Source organism: Saccharothrix stipae (assembly GCF_054781895.1).
Genome location: NZ_BAAGTN010000007.1, coordinates 85,800 through 106,930, shown reverse-complemented (window position 1 = coordinate 106,930; position 21,131 = coordinate 85,800). Strand labels below are relative to the sequence as shown.

Genomic DNA, 21,131 nt, shown 5'->3' with positions numbered 1-21,131 from the left:
TGCGGTCCGGCAACCGCCCCCACGCGCGGGTGGCCGGAGCACGGCGGCTCCGGCCCTCGCGATTCAACTACCGCTCGACTGCCTCCGCAGCGCCGCGATCACCACATCAGTGTCGGCGACCAGCAGGTCGCGCACGACCCGGTCGCCCACCTTGCGGGAAACCGCGTCGCGGAAGCCCAGCAACTTCTCGATCGCCTTGGCGGGCTTGCCGTCGAACAGCAGCCGGCGGGCGTCGTCCAGGTCGCGGTCGAGGCCGCGGGCGGTGGACGACGGGATGCGCCGTTCCGCCGCGAACCGGTCGACCATCGCCTGGAGGTCGGGCAGCGAGGTGGTGACCGTGAACGACACCGCCACGTCCCGCTTGTTGCCCGCCTTGTCGGTCGCGGTGAGCGCCAGGGTGTGCGCGCCGAGCGCGAGCGTGTGCATCGGGACGCTCGTGCCCGACGTGATCGGCCTGCCGTCGAGCGTGGCGGTGACCGTGGCGATCCCGGAGACGGCGTCGCCGGCCTGCCAGCCGACCACCCGGTCCTCCGCGTGGCCGTAGCTCACGCCGTCGTGCAGCCCGGTGACCTGCACCGTCGGTGCGGTCGCGTCGACCTTGACCGTCACCGAGCCGGGCTCGGAGGTGTTGCCGCGCACGTCCGTGGCCCGGTACTGCACCGTGTGCGTGCCGTCACCGGGTACCGCGAACGGCGCGGTGTACGGCGTCCACCCGCCGTCGCCGATCCGGTACTCGGTGCGGGCCACGCCGGACCCGACGTCCACCGCGGTGATGGTCACCGTCGGCCGCGTGGTCCACCAGCCGCCCGTGCCGTTGGGCGCGGCCGGGTCCACCGCCGCCGTGACCTGTGGCGCGATCGTGTCCACACCGGACACCCGGAAGTAGTCGAAGTCGACCGTCACCGGGCCCCTGGTCTGGCTCGGGCCGATCGCCATCAACCCGAACTTGGGGTTCGGCACGTCGTTGGTCACCGGGTCGCCGAGTGACGTCCACGTGGTGCCGCCGTCGCTGATCTCGGCGGCGTAGGCGTTGCCCGTCTTCTTCAGCCGCAGGTGCCACCACCCGCTCTCCGGTGTGCCGATGAGGACGGACCGGTTGCCGCCCGAGCCGAACTGCCCGTTGTTCTCGGCCACCAGCTCGGCGCCCAGCGTCACGGCCTGGCCCGGTGCGTTGCGCGCGACGACGTCGAACTTCACGTAGTCGTCGTCGTTGCCGTACACCATGAACCCGGCGAGCTGCCACTGCTCGACCAGCGGCGCGGCGATCCTCGTCTCCAGCGTCCAGTCGCCCTCGGGCGCGTTCTGGAGGATGAAGTTGCGCGGGTTGTCGTTCGACCCGCCGTTGATGTCGCCGGGCAGGGTGTCGATGCTCAGCCGACCGCCGCCCATGCGCATCGACGGCAGGTCCGGTCGGACGACGGCGTCCCAGCGGCAGCCGTCGAGCCGGTCACCGTCGAACTCGTCGTCCAGCGAGATGTCCGGGTCGGGGTTCGCGCAGGTGATCGGCGGCATCGGCGCGTTGCGGACGACGACCGGGGTGGACACCTTCTTGGACCGGCCCGCGGCGTCGGTGACCGTCACCGACGCCTGGTACGTGCCGTTCTCGGCGTAGGTGTGGTCCACCGCGGCACCGGTCGCGGACGTGCCGTCGCCCAGGTCCCACGCGTAGCTGAACGGCGCGTCGTTCTCCGCGTCGGTGGCCGTCGCGGTAAGCCTGGTGGTGAACGGCGCGGTGCCGGTCGCCGGGTCGGCCTTGACGACCACGTGCGGCGCGGCGTTGACCGACACGCCCTTGCCGATGAACGAGAACGAGTCGAGCGTGAACCGGTTGGCCGGGCCGCGGAACACCGCGACCAGCTCGACCGTGCCACCGGGGTCGGTCACCGCCACGTCCGGCGCGGTCGCGTACCGGTCGAGGCCGCCGGTCTCCGGCACCGCGATGGTGGCGAGGAGGTCACCGGTGGGCGAGTCCTTGCGCAGTTCGATCGAGCCGCCCGCGCCCGCGGACGCCACCCGTGCGGTGACGCGGTCGATCCGGTGCAGGTTCACCGGGTGGAAGGCGATCCAGTCGCCGTCGCCGATGTCGCCGACCCGCTTGCCCGACTCGGCGGCGGGGTCGGACCCGACCAGGACGCCCGAGGACTCCTGGTGGAACTCGGCCTGCTTGTGCTTGGGCTGGATCACCGCGAGGTCGCGGCCGACCAGCGGCGGCAGTGCGCCCGCACCGCGGTCGGTGTAGGACGCGTCGACGGAGTAGAAGATGTCCGCGTCGGCGTGGCCCTCGTCGACCAGGGTGGAGAACTCGCCCTCGCACGCGTTGATCTGGTCGATCGGGTGCGCGTGCGCCTCGTGGCCTAGCGCGGGTTGCAGGACCGCCTTCGCGCAGTCCGGTTCGCCGTCCTCCGGGTCGGTGATGTCGAGGTCGAACGCCACCTTGTCGCCGAAGTCGAAGAACCCGCCGTCGACCGGCGATGTCATGGTCACCGACGGCGCGGTGTTGCCGACCGTCACCTGGACGTTGGTGACGCCGCTCTTGCCGAGCGCGTCGGTCACGGTCAGCTGCGCGTTGTAGACGCCGTCGGCCTGGTAGGTGTGGGTCGGCTCGGCCTGGTCGGACGTGCCGCCGTCACCGAACGTCCACGCGTAGGTCAGCGCGGCGCCCTCCGGGTCGGTCGACCCCGTGCCGGAGAACTCCACCGGCAGCGGCGCCCGGCCCGAGGACGGCGTCGCCGTCGCCTTCGCGGTCGGCCGCCGGTTGCCCTGGGTGTAGTCGATCCGGTAGACGCCGGAGTCCGGGTTGTCGCGGCCGTAGCCACCACCCCACTCCACGACGTACATCGCCCCGTCCGGGCCGAACTTCACGTCCATCGGCGCCAGCGGCGCGGCGCTCTTGAACCACTCGTTGATCTTGAGCAGCCCGCCCTGGTCGTCCTGCGAGAACGTCCAGAACTTGTTGCGCGTCCAGTCGTAGAAGAACGGCTTGCCGTCGTAGTACTCCGGGAACTTGACGTCGGACACCAGGTTCGGGTCGAACTCGTAGCGCGGCCCCGCCATCGGCGCCTCGCCGCCGGTGCCCATCTCGGGGAACTCGTCGCCCTCGGCGCCGTTGCCGTACCACACGTCGGCGGCCTTGACCGGGGGCAGCGCGGTGAGGCCGGTGTTGTTCGGCGAGTCGTTCACCGGGTTGGCGCAGTCGAACTTCGCCTTGGACGTGTTGGTCGCGAAGTCGAAGTCGTTGAACGGGGTGTTGTTGCCGATGCAGTACGGCCAGCCGTAGTTGCCCGGCTCCTCGATGACGTTCCACTCGACCAGCCCGCCGGGGCCGCGCGACGGGTTGTCGCCGCCCGCGTCCGGGCCGTAGTCGGCCGCGTAGAGCGTGCCGTCGGAGGCCACGTTGAAGCGGAACGGGTTGCGGAAGCCCATGGCGTAGATCTCGGGCCTGGTCTTCTCGGTCCCCGGCGGGAACAGGTTGCCCGCCGGGATGGTGTAGGTGCCGTCCGGCTCCGGGTGGATGCGCAGGATCTTGCCGCGCAGGTCGTTGGTGTTCGCCGCGGTCTTCTGGGCGTCGAACAGGTCACGGCCCGGGCGCTCGTCCACCGGCGCGTACCCGCTGGACTGGAACGGGTTGACGTCGTCGCCGACACCGACGTACAGGTTGCCGTTCGGCCCGAACTCCAGGTACCCGCCGGTGTGGCCGGGCTCCTCCCGGCGCGAGGCGGGCACCTCCAGCACGACCTTCTCGCTGTCGGGGCGGATCACGTCGCCCTCGACGGTGAACCGGGACAGCCGGTTGATCTCGGCCGTGCCCGCGGGCGAGTAGTACACGTAGAGGTGCTTGCTGGTGGCGAAGTCCGGCGCGAGCGCGAGGGACACGAGGCCGTCCTCGCCGCCGCTGTAGACGGGCAGGGACAGCGCGGTCGAGGTGGCGCCGGCGGCCGGGTCGTGCACCCGGATCTCGCCGAGCAGCTCGGTGAAGAACACCCGCCCGTCCGGCGCGACGTCCAGCGTGGTCGGCGCGCGGGTGCTGTCGTCCAGCGTCACCTTCTCGAAGTTGGCGTCGACCGTGGCGCCGCAGTCCGACGGCACGACGCCGGCGGCGGTGCGGATGCCGCCCAGCACGTGCGCGACGAAGTTCGGCTCGGTGTAGTCGGCGGCGTTGTGCCCCATGGCGGTCGCCCACACCCGGCCGCCCTCGGCGTCACGGCACCACGAGATCGGGTGGTCGTGGCCCATCGCCTCGGAACCGGGGTTGTAGGTCTTCTCCTCCACCTCGACCAGCGGGTGCACCTTGCCGCGCATGCCGGGCTTGAAGTTGTACCACTCCTCGGCCTTCAGCCAGCGGTCCGGCAGGTGCCTGGTCGACTCGTGCACCTCGTCGATCTGGTAGGAGGTGGCGGTGAGGCCGTTGGCGGAGTGCGCGGTCATGTGCGCGCCGCCGTTGACGAAGTCGTCCCACCACGGGAACGACCCCTCGATGTTCATGTCCGTCGCGTTGTGGACGGCGACGATGCCGCCGCCGTCGTTGACGAACTTCTTCACGGCCGCGCGCTGGGCGTCGGTGTCCCAGACCATGCCGCCGTTCTGGAGCATGATGACGACGTCGAAACCGGCCAGGTTGGCGTCGGTGAACTGGTTGGCGTCCTCGCTGTGCACGACCTCGAAGTGGTGGTCCGCGGCGAGCTTCTCGACCATCGCCACGCCGGCCGGGATCGAGTCGTGCCGGTAGGCGCCCGCGGCGGTCTTGGTGAACAGCAGGGCTCGGAACTCGGCCGGCGCGTCGTGGCCGGGGTGCGCCGCCGCGGTCGCCGGCAGCAACCCGGCCACGACGAGGAACGCCAGCAGCGGCCCGAAGACGGTGCGCAAGCGGAATACAGGGGTTCTCACGATCCTCCACACGCTTTCTGTTCCGCCCGGCGTGCCGGCGCCGGTGAGTTGGGGGTGACGCCCGCTCAGCTGGTGCCGACCACCTCCCTCAGGAACCTGAGCCCGTCCACGGCGAGCGCGTCCTGGGTCGACGCGAGCGGGCGCCAGATGGACGCGGCGGTCGCGATGCTCGCGTTCTCGCCCGTGAACGACTCGATGCACAGCGGCCCGGTGTAGCCCGCCTCGGCGAGCGCGGCGGTGATGTCGGGCCAGTCGAGGTGGTCCGCACCCGGTGCGCCGCGGTCGTTGCCGCACACCTGGACGTGCGCGATCCGGCCCTCGGCGGACCGGATCGCGTCGCCGACGTGCTTCTCCTCGATGTTCTGGTGGTACACGTCGACCCCGACGCCGCACCCGTCGACGGGCAGCCCGTCCAACGCCGCCAGCGTCTGCCCGATCGTGTTCAGCAGACTGGTCTCGTACCGGTTCAAGGGCTCCACCGCGACCCGCACGCCCGCCGCACGGGCGTGCTCGACCACCGGCGCCAGGTTGTCGCGCAACTCGGCGATCCGATCACTCCGCTCCCGCGCCGACATGCGCCACGTGCGGCCCACCGACGCGTACGCCGGACCCGCGATGACCGGCGAACTCACCTCCACCGCGATGTCCACGACCCGCCGCAGGTAGTCCTGGGTGGCGCCGATGGTCGCGGGCTCCGCCGCAACCAGTTCCCGGCCCGGCGCCATCACCAGGCACACGGTCGCGGCGAGCCCGTGGTCCGCCAGCACCCGCGCGGCGTGCGCCGGGTCCCAGTCGTCGACCTCCTCCACCGGGAGTTCGAGCACGTCGAACCCCCATCCGGCCACCCGTGGGGCCAGCTCGGCGATCGTGTCGTCACGCAGCGGCGACGTCCAGACCCACGTGCTCACACCGATCGCGTGCACTGCTCCTCCATCCGGAAGGGAATTGCGGGGTCACTTCCAGGGCGCGGGGTAACCGGCCATCGACTCGCACCCGCACATCGCGTAGTGCAGCGGCGGCATGTCCTGCTTCAGGAAGCTCTGGAGGGTGTCCTGGGTGACCTTGGGCTGCGGCAGCACCCACTCCTTCGGCACCTGCTGACCGTTGAGGATCTTCAGCGCGGCGATGACCGGGGTGCGCCACTGGTAGGTGGGGTAGGTCGGGGCGACGGCGGTCATCTTCTGCTCGGCCCACATCCGCAGGAAGTCCTGCTGGTCCTCGCCGACGAACGGCGGGATCTGAGCACCCGCGTCCTGGAACGCCTCGACCGCGGCGACGGCGGTCGCCCCCGCGTCCATCCACACACCGTCGATCTGCCCCTCGCGCTGGATGTAGTCGTTGACGATGCTCTTGGTCTTGGCCGCGTCACCGTCGGTGAACTCCACCCCGACCACCTTCAGCTCGCTGCCCGCGAAGATCTCGTTGGCCGCCGCCCACCGCTGCTCCAACACGTCCACACCGGGCAGGATGCGCAACGCCAGGACCTTGCCGCCCGCCTTCACCTTCTCCTTCAGGAACTCCGCGCCGTCCGCGCCGAACGCGAACCCGCCGATCGGGTGGATGAACGTCACGGGACAGGTGGAGTTGACACCGCGGTCGAACACGATCACCGGCACGTTGGTCTTGCAGGCCGCCTCGACGGCGGGGGTCAGGGTCGCGGTCGTGTTCGGCGACACGATCAGCGCGCTGCACCCCTGGGAGGCGAACGACTGGATGTCGCTGATCTGCTTGTCGTCCTTGGCCTCCGCGTCCAGCACGGTGAACTTCGTGATCTCCGGGTGCAGCTTCACCTCCTCCTTCATCGTCTTGAACCCGACCTGCCGCCACGGGTTGTTCACCGCGGCGTTGGAGAAGCACAGGTGGTGCTCGCCACCCGGCTTGGCGAACTTCGCCGTGTCGACCAGCTGCGGGTCGAGCATCTGCTCCCACGGCTTGTCGGCCGGACCTTCGGCGGCGGTCGACCGGAACTTCAACTGGCGTTCGTACTGCGCCTGGTCGAAGAACTCCGACTTCGCGCCGGCGTCCTTCGACGCGCCCGTCGTGCCGGGCGTGCCGGTGTCGGCGGGCAGGTCGCTGCTGCAGCCGGCCATGGCCAGCAGGCCCGCGACGGCCACGACGGACCACTTCCTGTTCATCGGTTCTCCTTGTGCGGCGGTGACTGGTGGCGAGCGGGCTCGGGTGTGCCCGCACGGGGCCGGAACCTGAGCCGGGGGTTGACGCCGAGGGCGGCGTAGGCGACCGCGGCGATGATGATCACGCCCTGGACGGCGGACTCCAGCGCACCGGAGACGCCGAGCAGGTTCAGCAGCGAGAAGAGGGCTTCGAGGGTCAGCGCGCCGGCCGCCGCGGCGACGACGGAACCACGTCCGCCGCCGAGCAGCACGCCGCCGAGCACGACGGCGGTGATGGCGCGGAACTCCAGGCCCTCACCGACCTGTGCCGACACGCCCGCGAACCCGCCGAGCAGGATCGCGGCCAGCGCCGCGAGCAACCCGGACAGCACGAACGCCAGCACCTTCAGCCGGTCCACCCGCCCGCCGGCCAGGCGCACCGCGTTCTCGTTGTCCCCCACCGCGACGAGCGTGCGGCCGGTGCCGCTGCGCATGAACAGCACCGCGGCCACGAGGACGACCAGCAGGATCACCACCGACCACGGCAGGTGGCCGAGCACCGGCAGGTCGACGCCGCCGCGACCGAACACGCGGAACGACGGCGACAGCGCGCCGCGCGGCGCGCCACCGGTCCACAGGAACACCGCGCCGTCGAGGATGAGCAGCATCCCGAGCGTCACGATGAACGACGGCACCAGCAGCTTGGTCGTGACCAGCCCGTTGACCAGGCCGACCAGCAGGCCGAAGCCGAGCAGCAGCACGATCACCCAGCCGGTCGCCGACTCCTGGCCGTCGATCAGGCGGGCCGCGATCACCACCTCGGCGGTGACCAGCGAGCCGACCGACAGGTCGAACCCGCCGGAGACGATGACGAAGTACTGGCCGATGGCCAGGAGCACCAGCGGCGCCGCGCGCTTGAGCAGCGCCAGGTACCCGGTCGGTTCGGCGTAGGCGGGACCGGCGAAGGCCAGCGCCACCAGCAGCACGGCCAGCACCACCAGCACGGGCGCGGTGCCCTCCGCCAGCCGAGGACGCCACGTGGTCGGCGCGCTCACGCGGACCTCCTGGAGAGCTTGCGGCGCGCGTAGAGCGCCACCGCGACGATGAGGACGATGCCGCGCACGACGTCCTTGAAGAACGGGTCGACCGCGAGGTCGTCGAAGACGGTGTCGAGGGTGGCCAGGATGAGGACGCCGCCGATCGTGCCGACGACACCGCCGCGACCACCAGCGAGAGCCGCGCCGCCCAGCACGACCGCCGCGATGGACTCCAGGTCGTACCCGGCGTCGGTGCCGACGTACGGCGCGCCGGACCCGAGCCTGCTGGCCAGGAACACCCCGGCGAGACCGGCGGCGACGGCGCACAGCACGTGGGCGACGACGATCGTGCGGCCGGTGCGCACACCGGACAACCGCGCGACGTCCACGTCACCGCCGACCGCGTAGGTGTGGTAGCCGCCGCGGGTGCGGCTGAGGTACCACCACGCCGCCGCGGCGACGAGGAGCATGAGCAGGACACCGATCGGGACCGGGCCGATGCGGTCGAACCCGAGGTGCTGGAACGCCCGCGGCACGCTGCCCGCCGGTCCGGTGTAGTTGTCCTCCAGGTAGCCGCGCAGGATCAGCGCCACACCGAGGGTCGCGATGAACGCGTTGACCTTCAGCACGGTCACGACCAGGCCGTTGACCAGGCCGACGACCGCGGCGACGCCGAGCGCCAGCAGCACGCCGGGCACCATCATCCCGTCGCTGCCCGCCATGGTCTCCGCCGCCACGAGCGAGCACAGCCCGACCAGGTAGGCCACCGACAGGTCCAGCGAGCCGGTGATGATCACGATGGTCTGCCCGACCGCGACCAGCCCCAGCACGGTGCTGCGGGTCAGGATGTTGAGGATGCCGCCCTGGTCGAGCAGCACGCCGCCGTTCAGGCCGACCAGGACGCTGCCGACCACGAGCAGCGCCACCAGTGCCAGGTAGACGGTCACGGTCGGCGTGAAGCTGAACCGCCGGACTCGGCCGCGGCGGGCCACGCCCGCCGTCTCGATCTTCCCCGGTGCGACGCTCACGCCACTTCTCCCCTACCGTGCCCCGTGGCGAGGCCCATGACGGCTTCCTCACCGGCGCCCGCGGGCAGTTCGCCCGCGATCGCGCCCTCGTGGACGACCAGGATCCGATCGCTCATGCCGATCAGCTCGGGCAGTTCGGAGGAGATCATCAGGATCGCCACCCCGTTGCGGGCCAGGTCGCGCAGCAGCCGGTGCACCGCCTGCTTCGCGCCGACGTCGATGCCGCGCGTCGGCTCGTCCACGACCAGCACGCGCGGCCCCACGGCGAGCCACTTGGCCAGCACGACCTTCTGCTGGTTGCCGCCGGACAGGTAGCGCACCTCCTGGTGCTCGCCACGCCCCACGACCGCGACGGACCGCAGCAGCTCGCCGAGGTCGGACTTGCGGCGACCGGCGCCGCCGGTCAGCGCCGCGCGGCGGACGAGCAGCGCGTTGTCCCGGATGGACTGCCGCAGCGCCAGCCCTTCGCCCTTGCGGTCCTCGGTGACGTACCCGATGCCCAGCCGCACGGCGGCACGCGGGTCGGTGATCCGCCGCACGACGCCGTCGACCTCCAGCTTGCCGGTGGTGAACGGCTCCACGCCCCAGATCGCCCGCGCGATCGCGGATCGCCCGGAGCCCTGGAGCCCGGCGACACCGACGATCTCGCCCGCCCGCAGCTCGAACGTCACGCCGCGGACCCGGTCGTTGCCCGCGCCGCGCAGCGCCAGCCGCACCTCGCCGAGGTCCTCCGGGGCCGCGCGGTCGGGGTAGAGCGCGTCGAGGGACCGCCCGACCATGTGGCGCACGAGCTGGTCGGAGCTCAGCTCGGCGGCGAGCGCGCAGATGACGAAAGCGCCGTCCTTGAGCACGGTGATCCGCTTGCCGAGGTCGAACACCTCGCGCATCCGGTGCGAGACGTAGAGGATCGCGATGCCCCTGGTGCGCAACCGGTCGACCAGGTCGTACAGCAACTCCACCTCGTGGTCGGCCAACGCGGCGGTCGGCTCGTCCATCGCCAGCACCTTGGCGTCGGTGGACAGCGCCTTGACGATCTCCACGACCTGCTTCTGCGCGACCGACAACCGGTTGACCGTCTCGGCCGGGTCGACCCCGTCCTCGCCGAGCCAGTCCAGCAGCCCCTTGGTGTCCGCCTCCATCTTCCGGCGGTCCACCTGCCCCCGGCGGACCGGCTCACGGCCGAGGTAGACGTTCTCCGCGACGGTGCGGTGCTCCAGCAGGTTGAACTCCTGGTGGATGATCGCGATACCCGCCTGCTGGGCGTCGCGCGGCGTGGCGAACACGACCGGCTCGCCGTTGACCTCCACCTGGCCGGAGTCGGGCCGGTGGACGCCCGCGAGGACCTTGAGCAGCGTCGACTTGCCCGCACCGTTCTCACCCATCAGCGCATGCACCTCGCCCGCGCGCAGCTCCAGGTCCACACCGCGCAGCACAGGCACGCCGAGGAAGCTCTTGGTGATCCCGGTGAGCCGTACGACGACGTCACCACCGGCCGTCACCGGTCCACCTCCACCCACGCACCACCGGACGCGGCGGAGGACAGCACGGCGTCGGTGATCCGGACCGCGCGCAGGCCGTCGGCGAACGTCGGCAGGCCGTCCGGGCTGCCCTCGCCGCGCACGGCCCGGTAGGTGTCGGCGACGAAGGCGTCGAAGCAGTCCTGGTAGCCCTGCGCGTGCCCGGCGGGCAACCGCGCGTACGCGGCCGCCGAGGGCGACAGGGTCGACGGGTCGCGGAGGAGCACCTGGCTGCCTTCCCGCTTGCCCACCCACAGCCGCTCCGGGTCCTCCTGGTCGAACGCGAAGCTGGACCCGGTGCCGGACACCTCGACGTGCAGCCGGTTCTTGCGGCCCGCGGCGACCTGCGAGACGACCAGCGTGCCCAGGACCCCGGACGCGGTGGTGAACTGGACGGCGGCGACGTCCTCGGTCGGCACGGCGGCGGCCCGCGCCCGTTGCTGCACGGTCGCCGTCTGGGCCGACAGCCGGTGGATCCGGTCCCCCGTGACGAACTCGACCAGGTCGCACCAGTGCGAGCCGATGTCGGCGAACGCGCGCGAGGGACCGCCGAGCGCCGGGTCGACCCGCCAGTCGTCGTCCTCCGGGCGGGACAGCCAGTCCTGCAAGTAGCCGCCGGTGACCGTGGAGACGACGCCCGCCTCACCGGCGGCCAACCTCGCGCGCATCTCGCGGACCATCGGGTGGAACCGGTAGACGAACGGCACCGCGGCCACGCGGCCGGCGACCGTTGCCGCGTCGGCCACCGCGGTGGCGTCCGCGACGCCGGTGGCCAGCGGCTTCTCGCAGATCACGTGCGCACCCGCGGCCAGTGCGGCCCGGACGGCCTCGGCGTGCCGGACGTTGGGCGTGCACACGTGCACCACGTCGGCCCCGGACTCGGCGAGCAGCGAGGCCAGATCGGGGTAACCGCGTTCCGCACCGACGGCCCTCGCGGCGTCGGTCGCACCAGCCGCGGTGCTCGCCACCGCGGCGACGACCGAGGCGCCCGCACGCCGTGCCGCCTCCGCGTGCACGCGGCCCATGAACCCAGTGCCCACCACGGCGATCCGCAGTGTCCGAGGCTCGGCGCGACCGCTTTCGGCCGTTTGAGTTAGGTGGGTCACAGTCATGCGGCGAACCGTAAGGGGGCTAATGGCGGATGTCAATCAAAAGTCAGGGAGGTTTCGCCGAACTGCGACAGATGGTCCCGTTCTCTGGTTCAATCACAGGGTGAAAGAAGACGCCCCCTACCTCGGAGCCGCGTCCGCCGGAGAGCTGTTGCGCCTGCTCCGCGACGGCGTGCCGCGCACCCGGACAGAGCTGACCTCGGTGACCGGGCTGGCCCGGTCGACCGTGCGGGCCAGGCTGGACGCGCTGCTCGACGCGGGTCTGGTCAGCGAGGGGGGCAGCGAGGCGTCGACCGGCGGCCGACCGGCCGGCCGGTTCGTGTTCAACGCGCGGGCCAGGGTCGTCCTCGCCGCCGAGGTCGGTGCCACCCACGCCACCGTGGCGGTCACGGACCTGACCAGCTCACCGCTCGCCGTGCGGCGCATCGACCAGGACATCGCCGACGGCCCGGACGTGGTCCTGCCGGTGCTGGTCAAGACCTGGCGGTCGTTGCTCGCCGAGGCCGGACTCGACTCGGTGCGGGTCGCGGGAGCGGGCATCGGCCTGCCGGGCCCGGTCGAGCACTCGACCGGGCGGCCGAACAACCCGCCGATCATGCCGGGGTGGGACGGCTACGACGTGCCGGGGCGCATCGGCGGGGAACTCGGCGTGCCGGTCCTGGTGGACAACGAGGTGAACCTGATGGCCCTGGGCGAGCACACGAAGTGCTTCCCGGAGGCCGACCACGTCATCGTGGTGAAGGTGGCCACCGGTATAGGTTCCGGCTTCATCAGCAACGGCGAGCTGCACCGCGGCGTCGTGGGCGCGGCGGGCGACCTCGGCCACATCCTGGCCCCGAACGCCGGGGACATGCCGTGCCGCTGCGGCAACACCGGCTGCCTCGAAGCGGTCGCCAGCGGGTCCGCGATCGCCGCCGCGTTGCGCGCCAAGGGGATCGAGGCGCACACCAGCGCCGATGTCGTCGCACTGGTGCGGGCGGGCAACCTCGAAGCGGGCCAGCTCGTGCGGCAGGCGGGTCGCACGATCGGCGAGGTCCTGGCCGCGTGCGTGAGCATGTTCAACCCGTCGTTGATCGTCGTGGGCGGCACGCTCGCGCTGGCCGGCGAGATGCTGCTGGCCGGGGTGCGCGAGGCGATCTACCGACGTTCGCTGCCGCTGGCCACCGAGAACCTGCGCATCGTCCCGTCCCAGGTCGGTGACGACGCCGGCGTGCTGGGCGCGGCGGCGATGGTGGTGCAGCACGTGCTGTCACCGTCCATAGTGGATCGCCAACTCGCCTGACGGCCGCGCACGACCCCGAACTCCGCCCGACCGACCGACCGGAGGTGCGTTGTGCCACCCGAAGCCGACGCGCGAGCCCGACCGGTGCGCGAGGTCGTGGCGTGGAGTCGCGCCATGGTGCAACCGGCCCTGCGTGCCGCCGTCGACGGGTTGCCCGCCTCGGTGCGGCACGTCGCCGGCTACCACCTGGGGTGGTGGGACGAGCACGGCAACCCGACCGACGGGGTCGGCGGCAAGGCCATCCGCCCGGTGCTGGCCCAGCTGGCGGCCGAGGCCGTCGGCGGCACGGCGACCTCCGCCGTGCCGGCCGCCGCGGCGGTGGAACTGGTGCACAACTTCACGCTGCTGCACGACGACGTGCTCGACGGGGACCGGACCCGACGGCACCGGCCGGCCGCGTGGCACGTCTTCGGAATCCAGGACGCCATCCTGACCGGGGACGCGATGCTGGCGCTGGCCTTCGACGTGCTCGCCGCCGGCGGGCACCCGAGCGCCCTGGCCGGCGTGCGCGTGCTCAACGCCACGGTGCTCGGCCTGGTCGAGGGCGAACAGGCCGATCTCGCGTTCGAGGGCAGGCACGACATCGGGCCGGCCGAGTGCGTGGCGATGGTGGAGCGCAAGACGGGCGGCCTCCTGGCCTGCGCCGGTGCCCTCGGCGCAATGTTCGCCGGCGCCGGGCCTGCCGAGGTGGCGGGCCTGCGGGACTTCGGCCTGTGCCTGGGGGTGGCGTTCCAGCACGTCGACGACCTGCTGGGGATCTGGGGCGACGCGGCGGTGACCGGCAAGCCGGTGCACGGGGACCTGCGCGCCCGGAAGAAGTCCCTGCCCGTGGTCGCCGCGCTGACCTCGGGCACACCGGCGGGACGGGAACTCGCCGCGCTGTACGAGGGGGACGGGCACGCGGTGGCCGCCGAACCGGCCCGCGCGGCCCGTCTCGTCGAGGAGGCGGGCGGTCGCGCGTGGAGCGAGCAGCAGGCGGAACTGCTGCTCGCCCGGGCGTTGCGCCGGCTCGACTCGATCAAGCCCGCACCGCGTGCGGCGGCGGAACTGGCCGACCTCGCCCGAGCGATGGTGCACCGCGACCGCTGAACGCGCGCGGTAGCCGTCGTCCGACGCGCCGAGCTCGGGACCCGCGCCCGTCCCGCCCTGCCGAGAGCTGATCCGCTCACAGCAGCACGACCGGCGAACCGCACCGGGGCGTCGGCATTGTCGGACGCATGACCGACAACCAGAAGCAGCCGCTGTTCGACCACCGGCTCCGCGAACGGTTCCTCAGCCAACGGGTGCTGGTCCTCGACGGCGTGCTCGACGACGACAACGGGACGGTGCTCGCCACCCAGCTGCTCGCCCTGGCCGGTGAGGACCCGGCGAAGGACGTCGCGCTGTGGATCCACTCGCCGGGCGGCTCGGTACCCGCGATGCTGGCCATCCGCGACGTGATGCGGCTCGTGCCGTGCGACGTGGCCACGCTCGCGCTGGGGCTGGCGTGCAGCGCGGGGCAGTTCCTGCTGTCCGCGGGCACGCCGGGCAAGCGCTTCGCCCTGCCCCACGCCCGCATCCTGATGCACCAGGGCTCGGCGGGGATCGGCGGATCGGCGGTCGAGGTGCAGGTGCAGGCGGACGACCTGCGCCACACCCGCGACACCGTGCTCGGGATCATCGCGCAGGACACCGGCCAGCCGGTCGACCGGATCTTCACCGACTCCCTGCACGACCGCTGGTTCACCACCGAGCAGGCACGCGAGTACGGCTTCATCGACCACGTCGTCGACAGCCTCGACCAGGTCGTGCCCGTGCGCACCCACGAACTGGGGCTCGGCTCGCCGACGGGAGCCCGCGCATGAGCACCTACACCATCCCCAACGTCATCACCCGCAGCACCAGCGGCGAGCGGATCATGGACGTCTACTCGCACCTGCTGTCCGAGCGGATCGTCTACCTGGGCACCGCGATCGACTCCGGGGTGGCCAACGCGCTGATCGCCCAGCTGCTGCACCTGGAGGCGGACAGCCCGGACCGCGAGATCAACCTGTACATCAACAGCGAGGGCGGCGACCCGTCCGCGATGCTCGCGCTGTACGACACCATGCGCTACATCAAGGCGCCGGTGGCGACGACGTGCGTCGGGCAGGCGGTCGCGGCCGGCGCGGTGCTGCTGGCCGCCGGCCGAGCCGGGCACCGCTTCGTGCTGCCGCACACCAGGGTGGTGCTGCACCAGCCCGCGGCGCAGGGCCGCGGCACCATCCCCGACCTCATCCTCCAGGCCGACGAGGTCGTGCGCGTGCGCACGCAGCTGGAGGAGATCCTCTCGCTGCACACCGGTCGCGCGGTCGCACAGCTGCGGCACGACACCGACCGGGACCGCGTGTTCGACGCGGCGAGCGCCGTCGGCTACGGGCTCGCGGACCACGTCCTCGAACACCGGGCCTGAGACCTCTCAGGCGGCCATGAGCACGGGTCCCGCGGTGCCGCGCCCGACCGCGGGACCCGCGCCGCGCAGGTGCCGGACGTCGCCGGCGATCCCGGCGAGCAGGTCGGCCAGGTCGACACCGAGCGCACCGGTGACCGCGGCGATCATCTCGCTGGAGGGCTCCTTGCGACCGCGTTCGATCTCCGACAGGTACTGCGGCGAGACGCCCGCCCGCTCCGCGACGTCGACCAACCGGCTACCCCGCTCCTCCCTGGCCGCGCGCAGGCTCCGGCCCAGCACCACCCGCCACAACGGCTCCGGCGCGCGTTCCGGCGTGCGGGCGCGCTTCTCGGGCAAGGAGGAAATGTCCGCCATACCGCCATCCTCGCCCATGTGGAGGATCCCAGGGCGACGGTTCCACTCCCGGCGAAACAAGTTCCGCGGCGCGGCCGCCCACCTCCCGCGTGCGCGGTCGGCGGGCGGCCGCGCCCCCGGTCACTGGTTGGAGACCGTCCAGGTGAACGTGGTCTGCCCGGGCGAGCCCGCACCGTCGGTGGCGAACGCGGTGACGGTGTAGGTGCCGGAGGTGGTCGGGGTACCCGAGATAACGCCCGTGCTCGCCGCGATGCCGAGGCCGGGAGGCAGGCCGGTGGCCGAGTAGGTCAGCGCGTCGTCGTTGCCGTCCCACGCCTGGATCGCCAGGCTCGCCGCCTGGCCCCGGATCGCGTACCGCGCGCCCGGGTTGGCGACCCGTTCCGGGAACTCGGCTCCGGCCAGGTAGTTGTCGATCGCGGTCCGCAGGTTCGGCAGCGGGCCGATCTCCTGGCTGCCGCTCTGCGGGGTGCCGGTGGCGATCAGGATCTCGCGGGCCTGCGCCGGGGACAGCGTCTGGCCGTTCGCCTCGGCCACGCTGAGCAGTGACGCCAGCGCGGACGCGACGATCGGCGACGCGCTCGACGTGCCGTTGAAGCCCCCGGTGTACTTGTCGTTCGCCCCCGTCCCGTACAGGGCGCCGTAGCCGGTGGTGGTGACGCACTCCCCCCAGCCCTGCAGGTCGACCCGGCTGCCGTAGTTGGAGAAGCTCAGCTTGGTCCGCGGCGTGCCGGTGCAGCCCGGCGCGGAGCCGGCGCCCACGATGATCGCGCCGGAGTCGGCCTTGTCGGCCGGGAACCGGGCGCCGAAGCACGGGTCGTCGAGGTTCTGGTTGCCGTTGCCGCCGGCCTCCACGACGTGCCGCCCGGACTGCACCACGGTGACGATCGCGTCGTACACCGAGTCCCACACCTCCATCGGCGCGTGGTTGCCGCAGTGGACGACCTGCTGCTCGATGATGAGCACGTCCCCGACGTCCACGCCCGCAGCCGCCGTCAGCAGCGCGTTGGCCAGGTCGTAGCCGTACTCCGCGTTGACCACGTTGGTGTAGTGCAGGCCCGCCTCGGGGACCAGGCCGGTCACGCCGAACCCGTTGTCGTCGGCGCCGACCACACCGGTGACGGCCGTGCCGTGCTCGATGCTGCTCGGGGTGAAGTTCGGCGTGTGGTTGGGGATGAGCGCACCGGGCAACCGCAGCTTGGACAGGTCCTCGTGCTGGGGGTTCCAGTTCCGCTCCAGGTCGACGACCTTGACGTTGGCGCCCTTGCCGCCGGTGACGGTGCGCGCGTAGTCGGCGTCGATGCCGCTGCTGCTCGCCGGGTCCGAGTAGCCCTGCTGCCCGGAGAAGTCCGGTGTGACCGGGTCGCTGCCCTCCGTCCGCTGGTAGGCGATCTCGACGCCGGGCAGCGCGGTCAGCTTCCGCGCCGCGGCCTCGGCGTCCACGCCCGGGGTGAGCTGGACGCGGTGCCACCGCGCCAGCCCCGGCGACGACTGGGCGCCCATCGGCCGCAGCGTCGCCAGTCGGTGGTCGAGTCGCGCGAACAGCGGCGTCGTCCTGGCGATCTCACGGTCGCCCAACACCTGCCGCACGGCGGCGACGTCGGCCCCGGCCGACAGCTTCACCTCGATCACGGCACCCGGTCCCGCCGCGGCGGCGGCGGGACCCGGCAGCGCCGCGGCTCCCGCGCCCACCATGAGCACGGCGGCCAATAACGACAACGGTTTCTTCCGCACGGAAACACCCCTTCGTCACATGACTGTCGGCGAGGGTTTGCGGCACGGTCGAGGACTCGCGCTGACGCGCGCGAAATCCCCCGTGCATCGGCGATGCACGGAGAAAGCTTCGTGGACAGCCCCCAGTGATGCCCCCAGTGCCTTCCACTTCAGCGCACTTGGGCGTCGTTGTCCAGCGTCAGTGATCGAATACGCCGTTCGGCCGACCGTCGGGCGGCGTCACCCACCTCCGGCGCGCGGGCCGTCCAGCAGTCGGCGCTCCGCGTCCCCGGCCAGCACCAGGTAGGCGCTCGCGGTCCAGGTGTAGGCGCGGTCGCGCAAGCCCTGGCCGGTGAGCGCGTCGAAGTTCTCGGCGAAGCCGGACTTCTCGCACACGGCGCGGAAGCTCGCGCTGACCTCGTCGGCGAGCGCCACCGCCCCTCCCCGCCGCAGGCCGTCCTCGATCAGCACGGTCGACGGCGCCCACACCGGACCGCGCCAGTAGCCGTCGGCTTCGTACCACGGCGAGTCGGGCAGCTCGGTGGCCAGACCGACCGGGGTCAGGTGGGCGGCCACGGCGGCGGCGACCTCGGCGTGCACGTCGGCGGGCAGCTCGGCGCCGAGGACGACGGGCACGAGGTCGAGCAGGCTCGCCGTGGTGCGGGGTGTGCCGTCGAGCTGGCGGCTGGTGAACCTGGTGCCGTTCCAGAGCCGGTCGAGCACCTCGGTGAGCATGGTGTCGGCTTCCCGCGTCCAGCGCGTCGCGGCGGCCGGGTCGCCGATCTCCTCCGCCAGCCGGGCCAGTTCCCGCATCTGCACGACGAGGAACGCGGCGAGGTCGGCGGTCTGCACGAGCCCCTGCTCGCGGAACACGGTGGAGTTGTCCCAGCCGCTGTCGTTGCCGTGCTCGTAGTGCGGGAAGGGTTCCCCCGGGACGCGGCGGTGGTCGAGCCAGAACGTCGTCCACGCGGCCAGCTGCCGGTACAGGCGCGGCAGCTCCGCGGCCGGCAGACCGCCGGGCAGGCGCTCGCGCAGCCGGCTCACCGCCCAGCCGTGGATCGGCGGCTTGACGAAGTTGTGCAGCACCTCGGCGTGGGTGATCGAGTCGGGCAGGGCGCCCTCCTCGGTCTGGTGGTCGAACACCACCTGCACCTGGTCCCAGGCCAGCTCCGGCGCTCCGGCCGCCAGCGCCAGCGCGTTGAAGCAGTGGTCCCAGCTCCACACCTTGTCCATCCAGTGCTTGGACATCAGCACCGCCGGTCGCTTGACGAACCCGGCCGGCGCCACGGTGGCCGACCACAGCACGTAGCAGGCCAGTTCGGCGGCCGGCGTGCGGTCACCGCGCCAGGGCGCGACCGCGTCGGTGAACCGCTCGAAGGACCGCCGGGCCGCCGCCACCACCTCGGTGAACGTCGCGTCGGAGGAGAACGCCGCGCGTGCCGTGGTCAACTCCTCCAGCACGAGTTCCCACGCACCGCCGTCCTCGCCGATCAGCACCGCCCGGTCCGCCGTGCCCAGCGCGCTCGCGCCCACCACGTCGAACTGTCCCGAAAGGACGGTCAGGCGGTAGCGGTGCCCGGTCTCGTAGGACGTGAAGACGTACGACGAGGTGACCTGGTCGTGGAAGAAGTAGGTCCCGGTGAACGGCGTCAGAGTCCGGTCCGCGGCGGCGATGCGCATGCCCAGGCCGTGACCGGTGACCCGCAACGCGGAGGGTGACTCGAAGGCCGCTTCGGCCCTCCCCCGCACCGCCGTCCACGTCAACACCGCCGGATCGGCCGTCACGTCGACCGGACCGGCGGCGGCCAGGGGTACCAACGACAGCACCGCGTGCATCCCGTTGCGGTGCGACACCAGGTGCAGGTCGTCGGCGTACGTGGCGAGCGCGGTGACCGGGGAGATCCCGAACCACGCCCCCGGGTGGCTGAACGGGATCTCCCGCACCGAGAAGTCGTCCACAGGCTTCCCCTTCAGTTCTTGACGGCGCCCGCCGTGACGCCCGCGGCGACGAAGCGCTGGGCCAGCACGAGCAGCACGGTGGCGGGTACGGACGCGACGACGGCCGTGGCCATGATCGCGTTCCACTCCTGGTTGTTGTTGCCGATGTAGCGGTAGATGCCGAGCGTCAGCGGTTTCAGCGCGCCGCCGCTGTCCAGGGTGGTGGCGAACAGGAAGTCCGACCACGCCCACAGGAACGCGAACAGCCCGGCGGTGACGAGCCCGTTGCGGCCGGCGGGCAGCACGACGGACCAGAACACGCGGAACGCGCCCGCGCCATCGATCCGCGCCGCCTGCACGACCTCGTCGGGCACGGCCGACAGGAACGAGGTGAGGACCAGCACGGCGAACGGCACGGCGATCGTGGAGTCGGCGAGGACCAGTCCCCACACCGTGTTGGTGATGCCCAGGCGCACGAACATCCCGTAGAGCCCGAGCGCCATCACGATGCCGGGGATCATCTGCGCGACCAGCAGCACGAACAGCAGCGTCCCGCGACCGCGCGGGCGCAGCTTCGCCAGCGAGTACGCGGCGGGCGCGGCCAGCGCCAACGTCAGCACGACGGTGCCCACCCCGACGAGGAGGCTGGTGCCGAAGTAAGGCAGCTGCTCGTCGAGCACCCGCGCGTACCCGTCGAACGTCGGCGTCACGGGGAACAGGTCCGGCGGCGACTTGCGCATCCGGCTCGCCGGGGTGAGCGAGACGTTGACCATCCAGTAGACGGGGAACAGCATCACGGCGGTGAGCAGCAGGCCCACCGCGGTCCGCCACCACGAGCGCGTCACGACGCCTCCTGCTCGCGCTGCACGCGCACGTACACCAGACCCGCCACCAGGGCGATCAGGATGAGCACGTTGCCCACCGCGGCGCTCGGCCCGAAGCGGGGCAGCGCGTTGCCGAAGCCGAGCTCGTAGGACCAGGTGGCCAGGGTGGTGGACGACCCGCTCGGCCCGCCGCGGGTCATGATCCAGATGATGTCGAACACCTTGAGCGTGTAGACCAGGCCCAGCAGCAGCGTGACCGTCGAGACCGCCCGCAGCAGGGGGAAGGTGATGTGCCGGAACGACTGCCACGAGTTCGCGCCGTCCAGCGCGGACGCCTCGTACACCGCGGCCGGGATGTTGCGCAGGCCGCTGTAGAGCACGACGAGGTTGAACGGGATGCCGATCCAGATGTTGGCGATGGTCACCGACACCAGCGACCAGTCCGGCGACGTCAGCCAGTGCACGCCGTCGACGCCGACGAAGCCGAGGACCGCGTTGACCACGCCGGCCTCGCTGTTGAGCAGCCACGCCCACGTCGAGGCCGACACGATCAGCGGCAGCAGCCACGGCACGAGGAACAGCGCCCGCAGGGTCGCCGACAGCCGGAAGCTCCGGGAGAAGAACACCGCCATCGCGAGCCCGATGCCGTACTGGAACACCAGCGACACGACCGTGAAGAGCACCGTGTTGAGCAGCGCGGTCCGGAAGGTGGGATCGGCGAACACGGTCAGGTAGTTCGCCAGTCCGGTCAGCGGGGCGCCACCGCGCACGAACGACCGGACCGTGTAGTCGCGGATGCTCAGGTCGATGGTCGTCACCAGCGGATAGGCGTAGCAGAGCAGCAGGTAGGCCACGACCGGGCTCAGGAACGCCCAGCCGACGAGGTGCTTGCGCATCCGGTCGCGC

Annotated in this window: 16 protein-coding genes; 4 read left to right on the top strand and 12 right to left on the bottom strand. The window is 71.9% G+C overall.

Annotation, left to right across the window (positions count from 1 at the left end):
• Positions 1-63 precede the first annotated feature (63 nt).
• The 7 genes from ACYVLT_RS13280 to ACYVLT_RS13250 all read right to left on the bottom strand — a co-directional run bounded on the left by ACYVLT_RS13280 (position 64) and on the right by ACYVLT_RS13250 (position 11,689).
• Positions 64-4,884 (bottom strand): ThuA domain-containing protein, encoded by a 4,821-nt coding sequence (locus ACYVLT_RS13280; protein ID WP_461120457.1) that lies wholly within the window; start codon positions 4,882-4,884, stop codon positions 64-66.
• A gap of 65 nt (positions 4,885-4,949) precedes the next feature.
• Positions 4,950-5,807 (bottom strand): sugar phosphate isomerase/epimerase family protein, encoded by an 858-nt coding sequence (locus tag ACYVLT_RS13275; protein ID WP_461120456.1) that lies wholly within the window; start codon positions 5,805-5,807, stop codon positions 4,950-4,952.
• Positions 5,808-5,837: 30 nt separating this feature from the next.
• On the bottom strand, positions 5,838-7,019 hold the full coding sequence (locus tag ACYVLT_RS13270) for a substrate-binding domain-containing protein (protein ID WP_461120455.1): 1,182 nt from the start codon (positions 7,017-7,019) through the stop codon (positions 5,838-5,840).
• Positions 7,016-8,050, bottom strand: a complete 1,035-nt coding sequence (locus ACYVLT_RS13265; RefSeq protein WP_461120454.1) for an ABC transporter permease — start codon at positions 8,048-8,050, stop codon at positions 7,016-7,018. The genes ACYVLT_RS13270 and ACYVLT_RS13265 overlap by 4 nt, the downstream gene beginning before the upstream one ends.
• Positions 8,047-9,039 (bottom strand): ABC transporter permease, encoded by a 993-nt coding sequence (locus tag ACYVLT_RS13260; protein WP_461121118.1) that lies wholly within the window; start codon positions 9,037-9,039, stop codon positions 8,047-8,049. Before ACYVLT_RS13260 ends, ACYVLT_RS13265 begins: the two co-directional genes overlap by 4 nt.
• A gap of 17 nt (positions 9,040-9,056) precedes the next feature.
• Positions 9,057-10,559 carry a sugar ABC transporter ATP-binding protein gene (locus ACYVLT_RS13255; protein WP_461120453.1) on the bottom strand — a complete coding sequence of 501 codons (1,503 nt, stop codon included), beginning with the start codon at positions 10,557-10,559 and terminating at the stop codon, positions 9,057-9,059.
• Positions 10,556-11,689: a Gfo/Idh/MocA family protein gene (locus ACYVLT_RS13250; protein ID WP_461120452.1), complete on the bottom strand. Its 1,134-nt coding sequence runs from the start codon at positions 11,687-11,689 to the stop codon at positions 10,556-10,558. The genes ACYVLT_RS13255 and ACYVLT_RS13250 overlap by 4 nt, the downstream gene beginning before the upstream one ends.
• A gap of 100 nt (positions 11,690-11,789) precedes the next feature.
• Between ACYVLT_RS13250 and ACYVLT_RS13245 the strand changes: the two genes are divergently transcribed.
• From ACYVLT_RS13245 to ACYVLT_RS13230, 4 genes are all read left to right on the top strand, one after another.
• Positions 11,790-12,968: an ROK family transcriptional regulator gene (locus ACYVLT_RS13245; protein WP_461120451.1), complete on the top strand. Its 1,179-nt coding sequence runs from the start codon at positions 11,790-11,792 to the stop codon at positions 12,966-12,968.
• Between the two features lie 51 nt (positions 12,969-13,019).
• Entirely contained in the window at positions 13,020-14,057 is a 1,038-nt protein-coding gene (locus tag ACYVLT_RS13240; RefSeq protein ID WP_461120450.1) for a family 2 encapsulin nanocompartment cargo protein polyprenyl transferase, read from the top strand.
• 128 nt (positions 14,058-14,185) lie between these two features.
• Positions 14,186-14,812, top strand: coding sequence for a ClpP family protease (locus ACYVLT_RS13235; RefSeq protein ID WP_461120449.1), 627 nt, complete (start codon positions 14,186-14,188; stop codon positions 14,810-14,812).
• A complete protein-coding gene (locus ACYVLT_RS13230) occupies positions 14,809-15,399 on the top strand; it encodes a ClpP family protease (RefSeq protein ID WP_461120448.1) in 591 nt (196 codons plus the stop codon). The genes ACYVLT_RS13235 and ACYVLT_RS13230 overlap by 4 nt, the downstream gene beginning before the upstream one ends.
• 6 nt (positions 15,400-15,405) lie before the next feature.
• Here the strand turns inward: ACYVLT_RS13230 and ACYVLT_RS13225 are convergent, their stop codons facing one another.
• The 5 genes from ACYVLT_RS13225 to ACYVLT_RS13205 form a co-directional block, all read right to left on the bottom strand.
• The gene (locus ACYVLT_RS13225; RefSeq protein ID WP_461120447.1) at positions 15,406-15,753 is read right to left on the bottom strand and encodes a helix-turn-helix domain-containing protein; all 348 of its coding nucleotides are present in this window, start codon (positions 15,751-15,753) and stop codon (positions 15,406-15,408) included.
• A gap of 120 nt (positions 15,754-15,873) precedes the next feature.
• Complete coding sequence (locus ACYVLT_RS13220; RefSeq protein WP_461120446.1) at positions 15,874-17,484, bottom strand: S8 family serine peptidase; 1,611 nt, start codon at positions 17,482-17,484, stop codon at positions 15,874-15,876.
• A gap of 219 nt (positions 17,485-17,703) precedes the next feature.
• Positions 17,704-19,422 carry an amylo-alpha-1,6-glucosidase gene (locus tag ACYVLT_RS13215; RefSeq protein ID WP_461120445.1) on the bottom strand — a complete coding sequence of 573 codons (1,719 nt, stop codon included), beginning with the start codon at positions 19,420-19,422 and terminating at the stop codon, positions 17,704-17,706.
• A gap of 11 nt (positions 19,423-19,433) precedes the next feature.
• A complete protein-coding gene (locus ACYVLT_RS13210) occupies positions 19,434-20,195 on the bottom strand; it encodes a carbohydrate ABC transporter permease (protein WP_461121117.1) in 762 nt (253 codons plus the stop codon).
• 47 nt (positions 20,196-20,242) lie between these two features.
• Entirely contained in the window at positions 20,243-21,121 is an 879-nt protein-coding gene (locus ACYVLT_RS13205; protein ID WP_461120444.1) for a carbohydrate ABC transporter permease, read from the bottom strand.
• Between the last annotated feature and the right edge of the window lie 10 nt (positions 21,122-21,131).

Excerpts from the sequence above, each read along its gene's own strand:
- ACYVLT_RS13270 (WP_461120455.1), bottom strand. The coding sequence starts at position 7,019 with ATGAACAGGAAGTGGTCCGTCGTGGCCGTCGCGGGCCTGCTGGCCATG.
- ACYVLT_RS13250 (WP_461120452.1), bottom strand. The coding sequence starts at position 11,689 with ATGACTGTGACCCACCTAACTCAAACGGCCGAAAGCGGTCGCGCCGAG.
- ACYVLT_RS13235 (WP_461120449.1), top strand. The coding sequence starts at position 14,186 with ATGACCGACAACCAGAAGCAGCCGCTGTTCGACCACCGGCTCCGCGAA.
- ACYVLT_RS13230 (WP_461120448.1), top strand. The coding sequence starts at position 14,809 with ATGAGCACCTACACCATCCCCAACGTCATCACCCGCAGCACCAGCGGC.
- ACYVLT_RS13225 (WP_461120447.1), bottom strand. The coding sequence starts at position 15,753 with ATGGCGGACATTTCCTCCTTGCCCGAGAAGCGCGCCCGCACGCCGGAA.
- ACYVLT_RS13210 (WP_461121117.1), bottom strand. The coding sequence starts at position 20,195 with ATGCTGTTCCCCGTCTACTGGATGGTCAACGTCTCGCTCACCCCGGCG.
- ACYVLT_RS13205 (WP_461120444.1), bottom strand. The coding sequence starts at position 21,121 with ATGCGCAAGCACCTCGTCGGCTGGGCGTTCCTGAGCCCGGTCGTGGCC.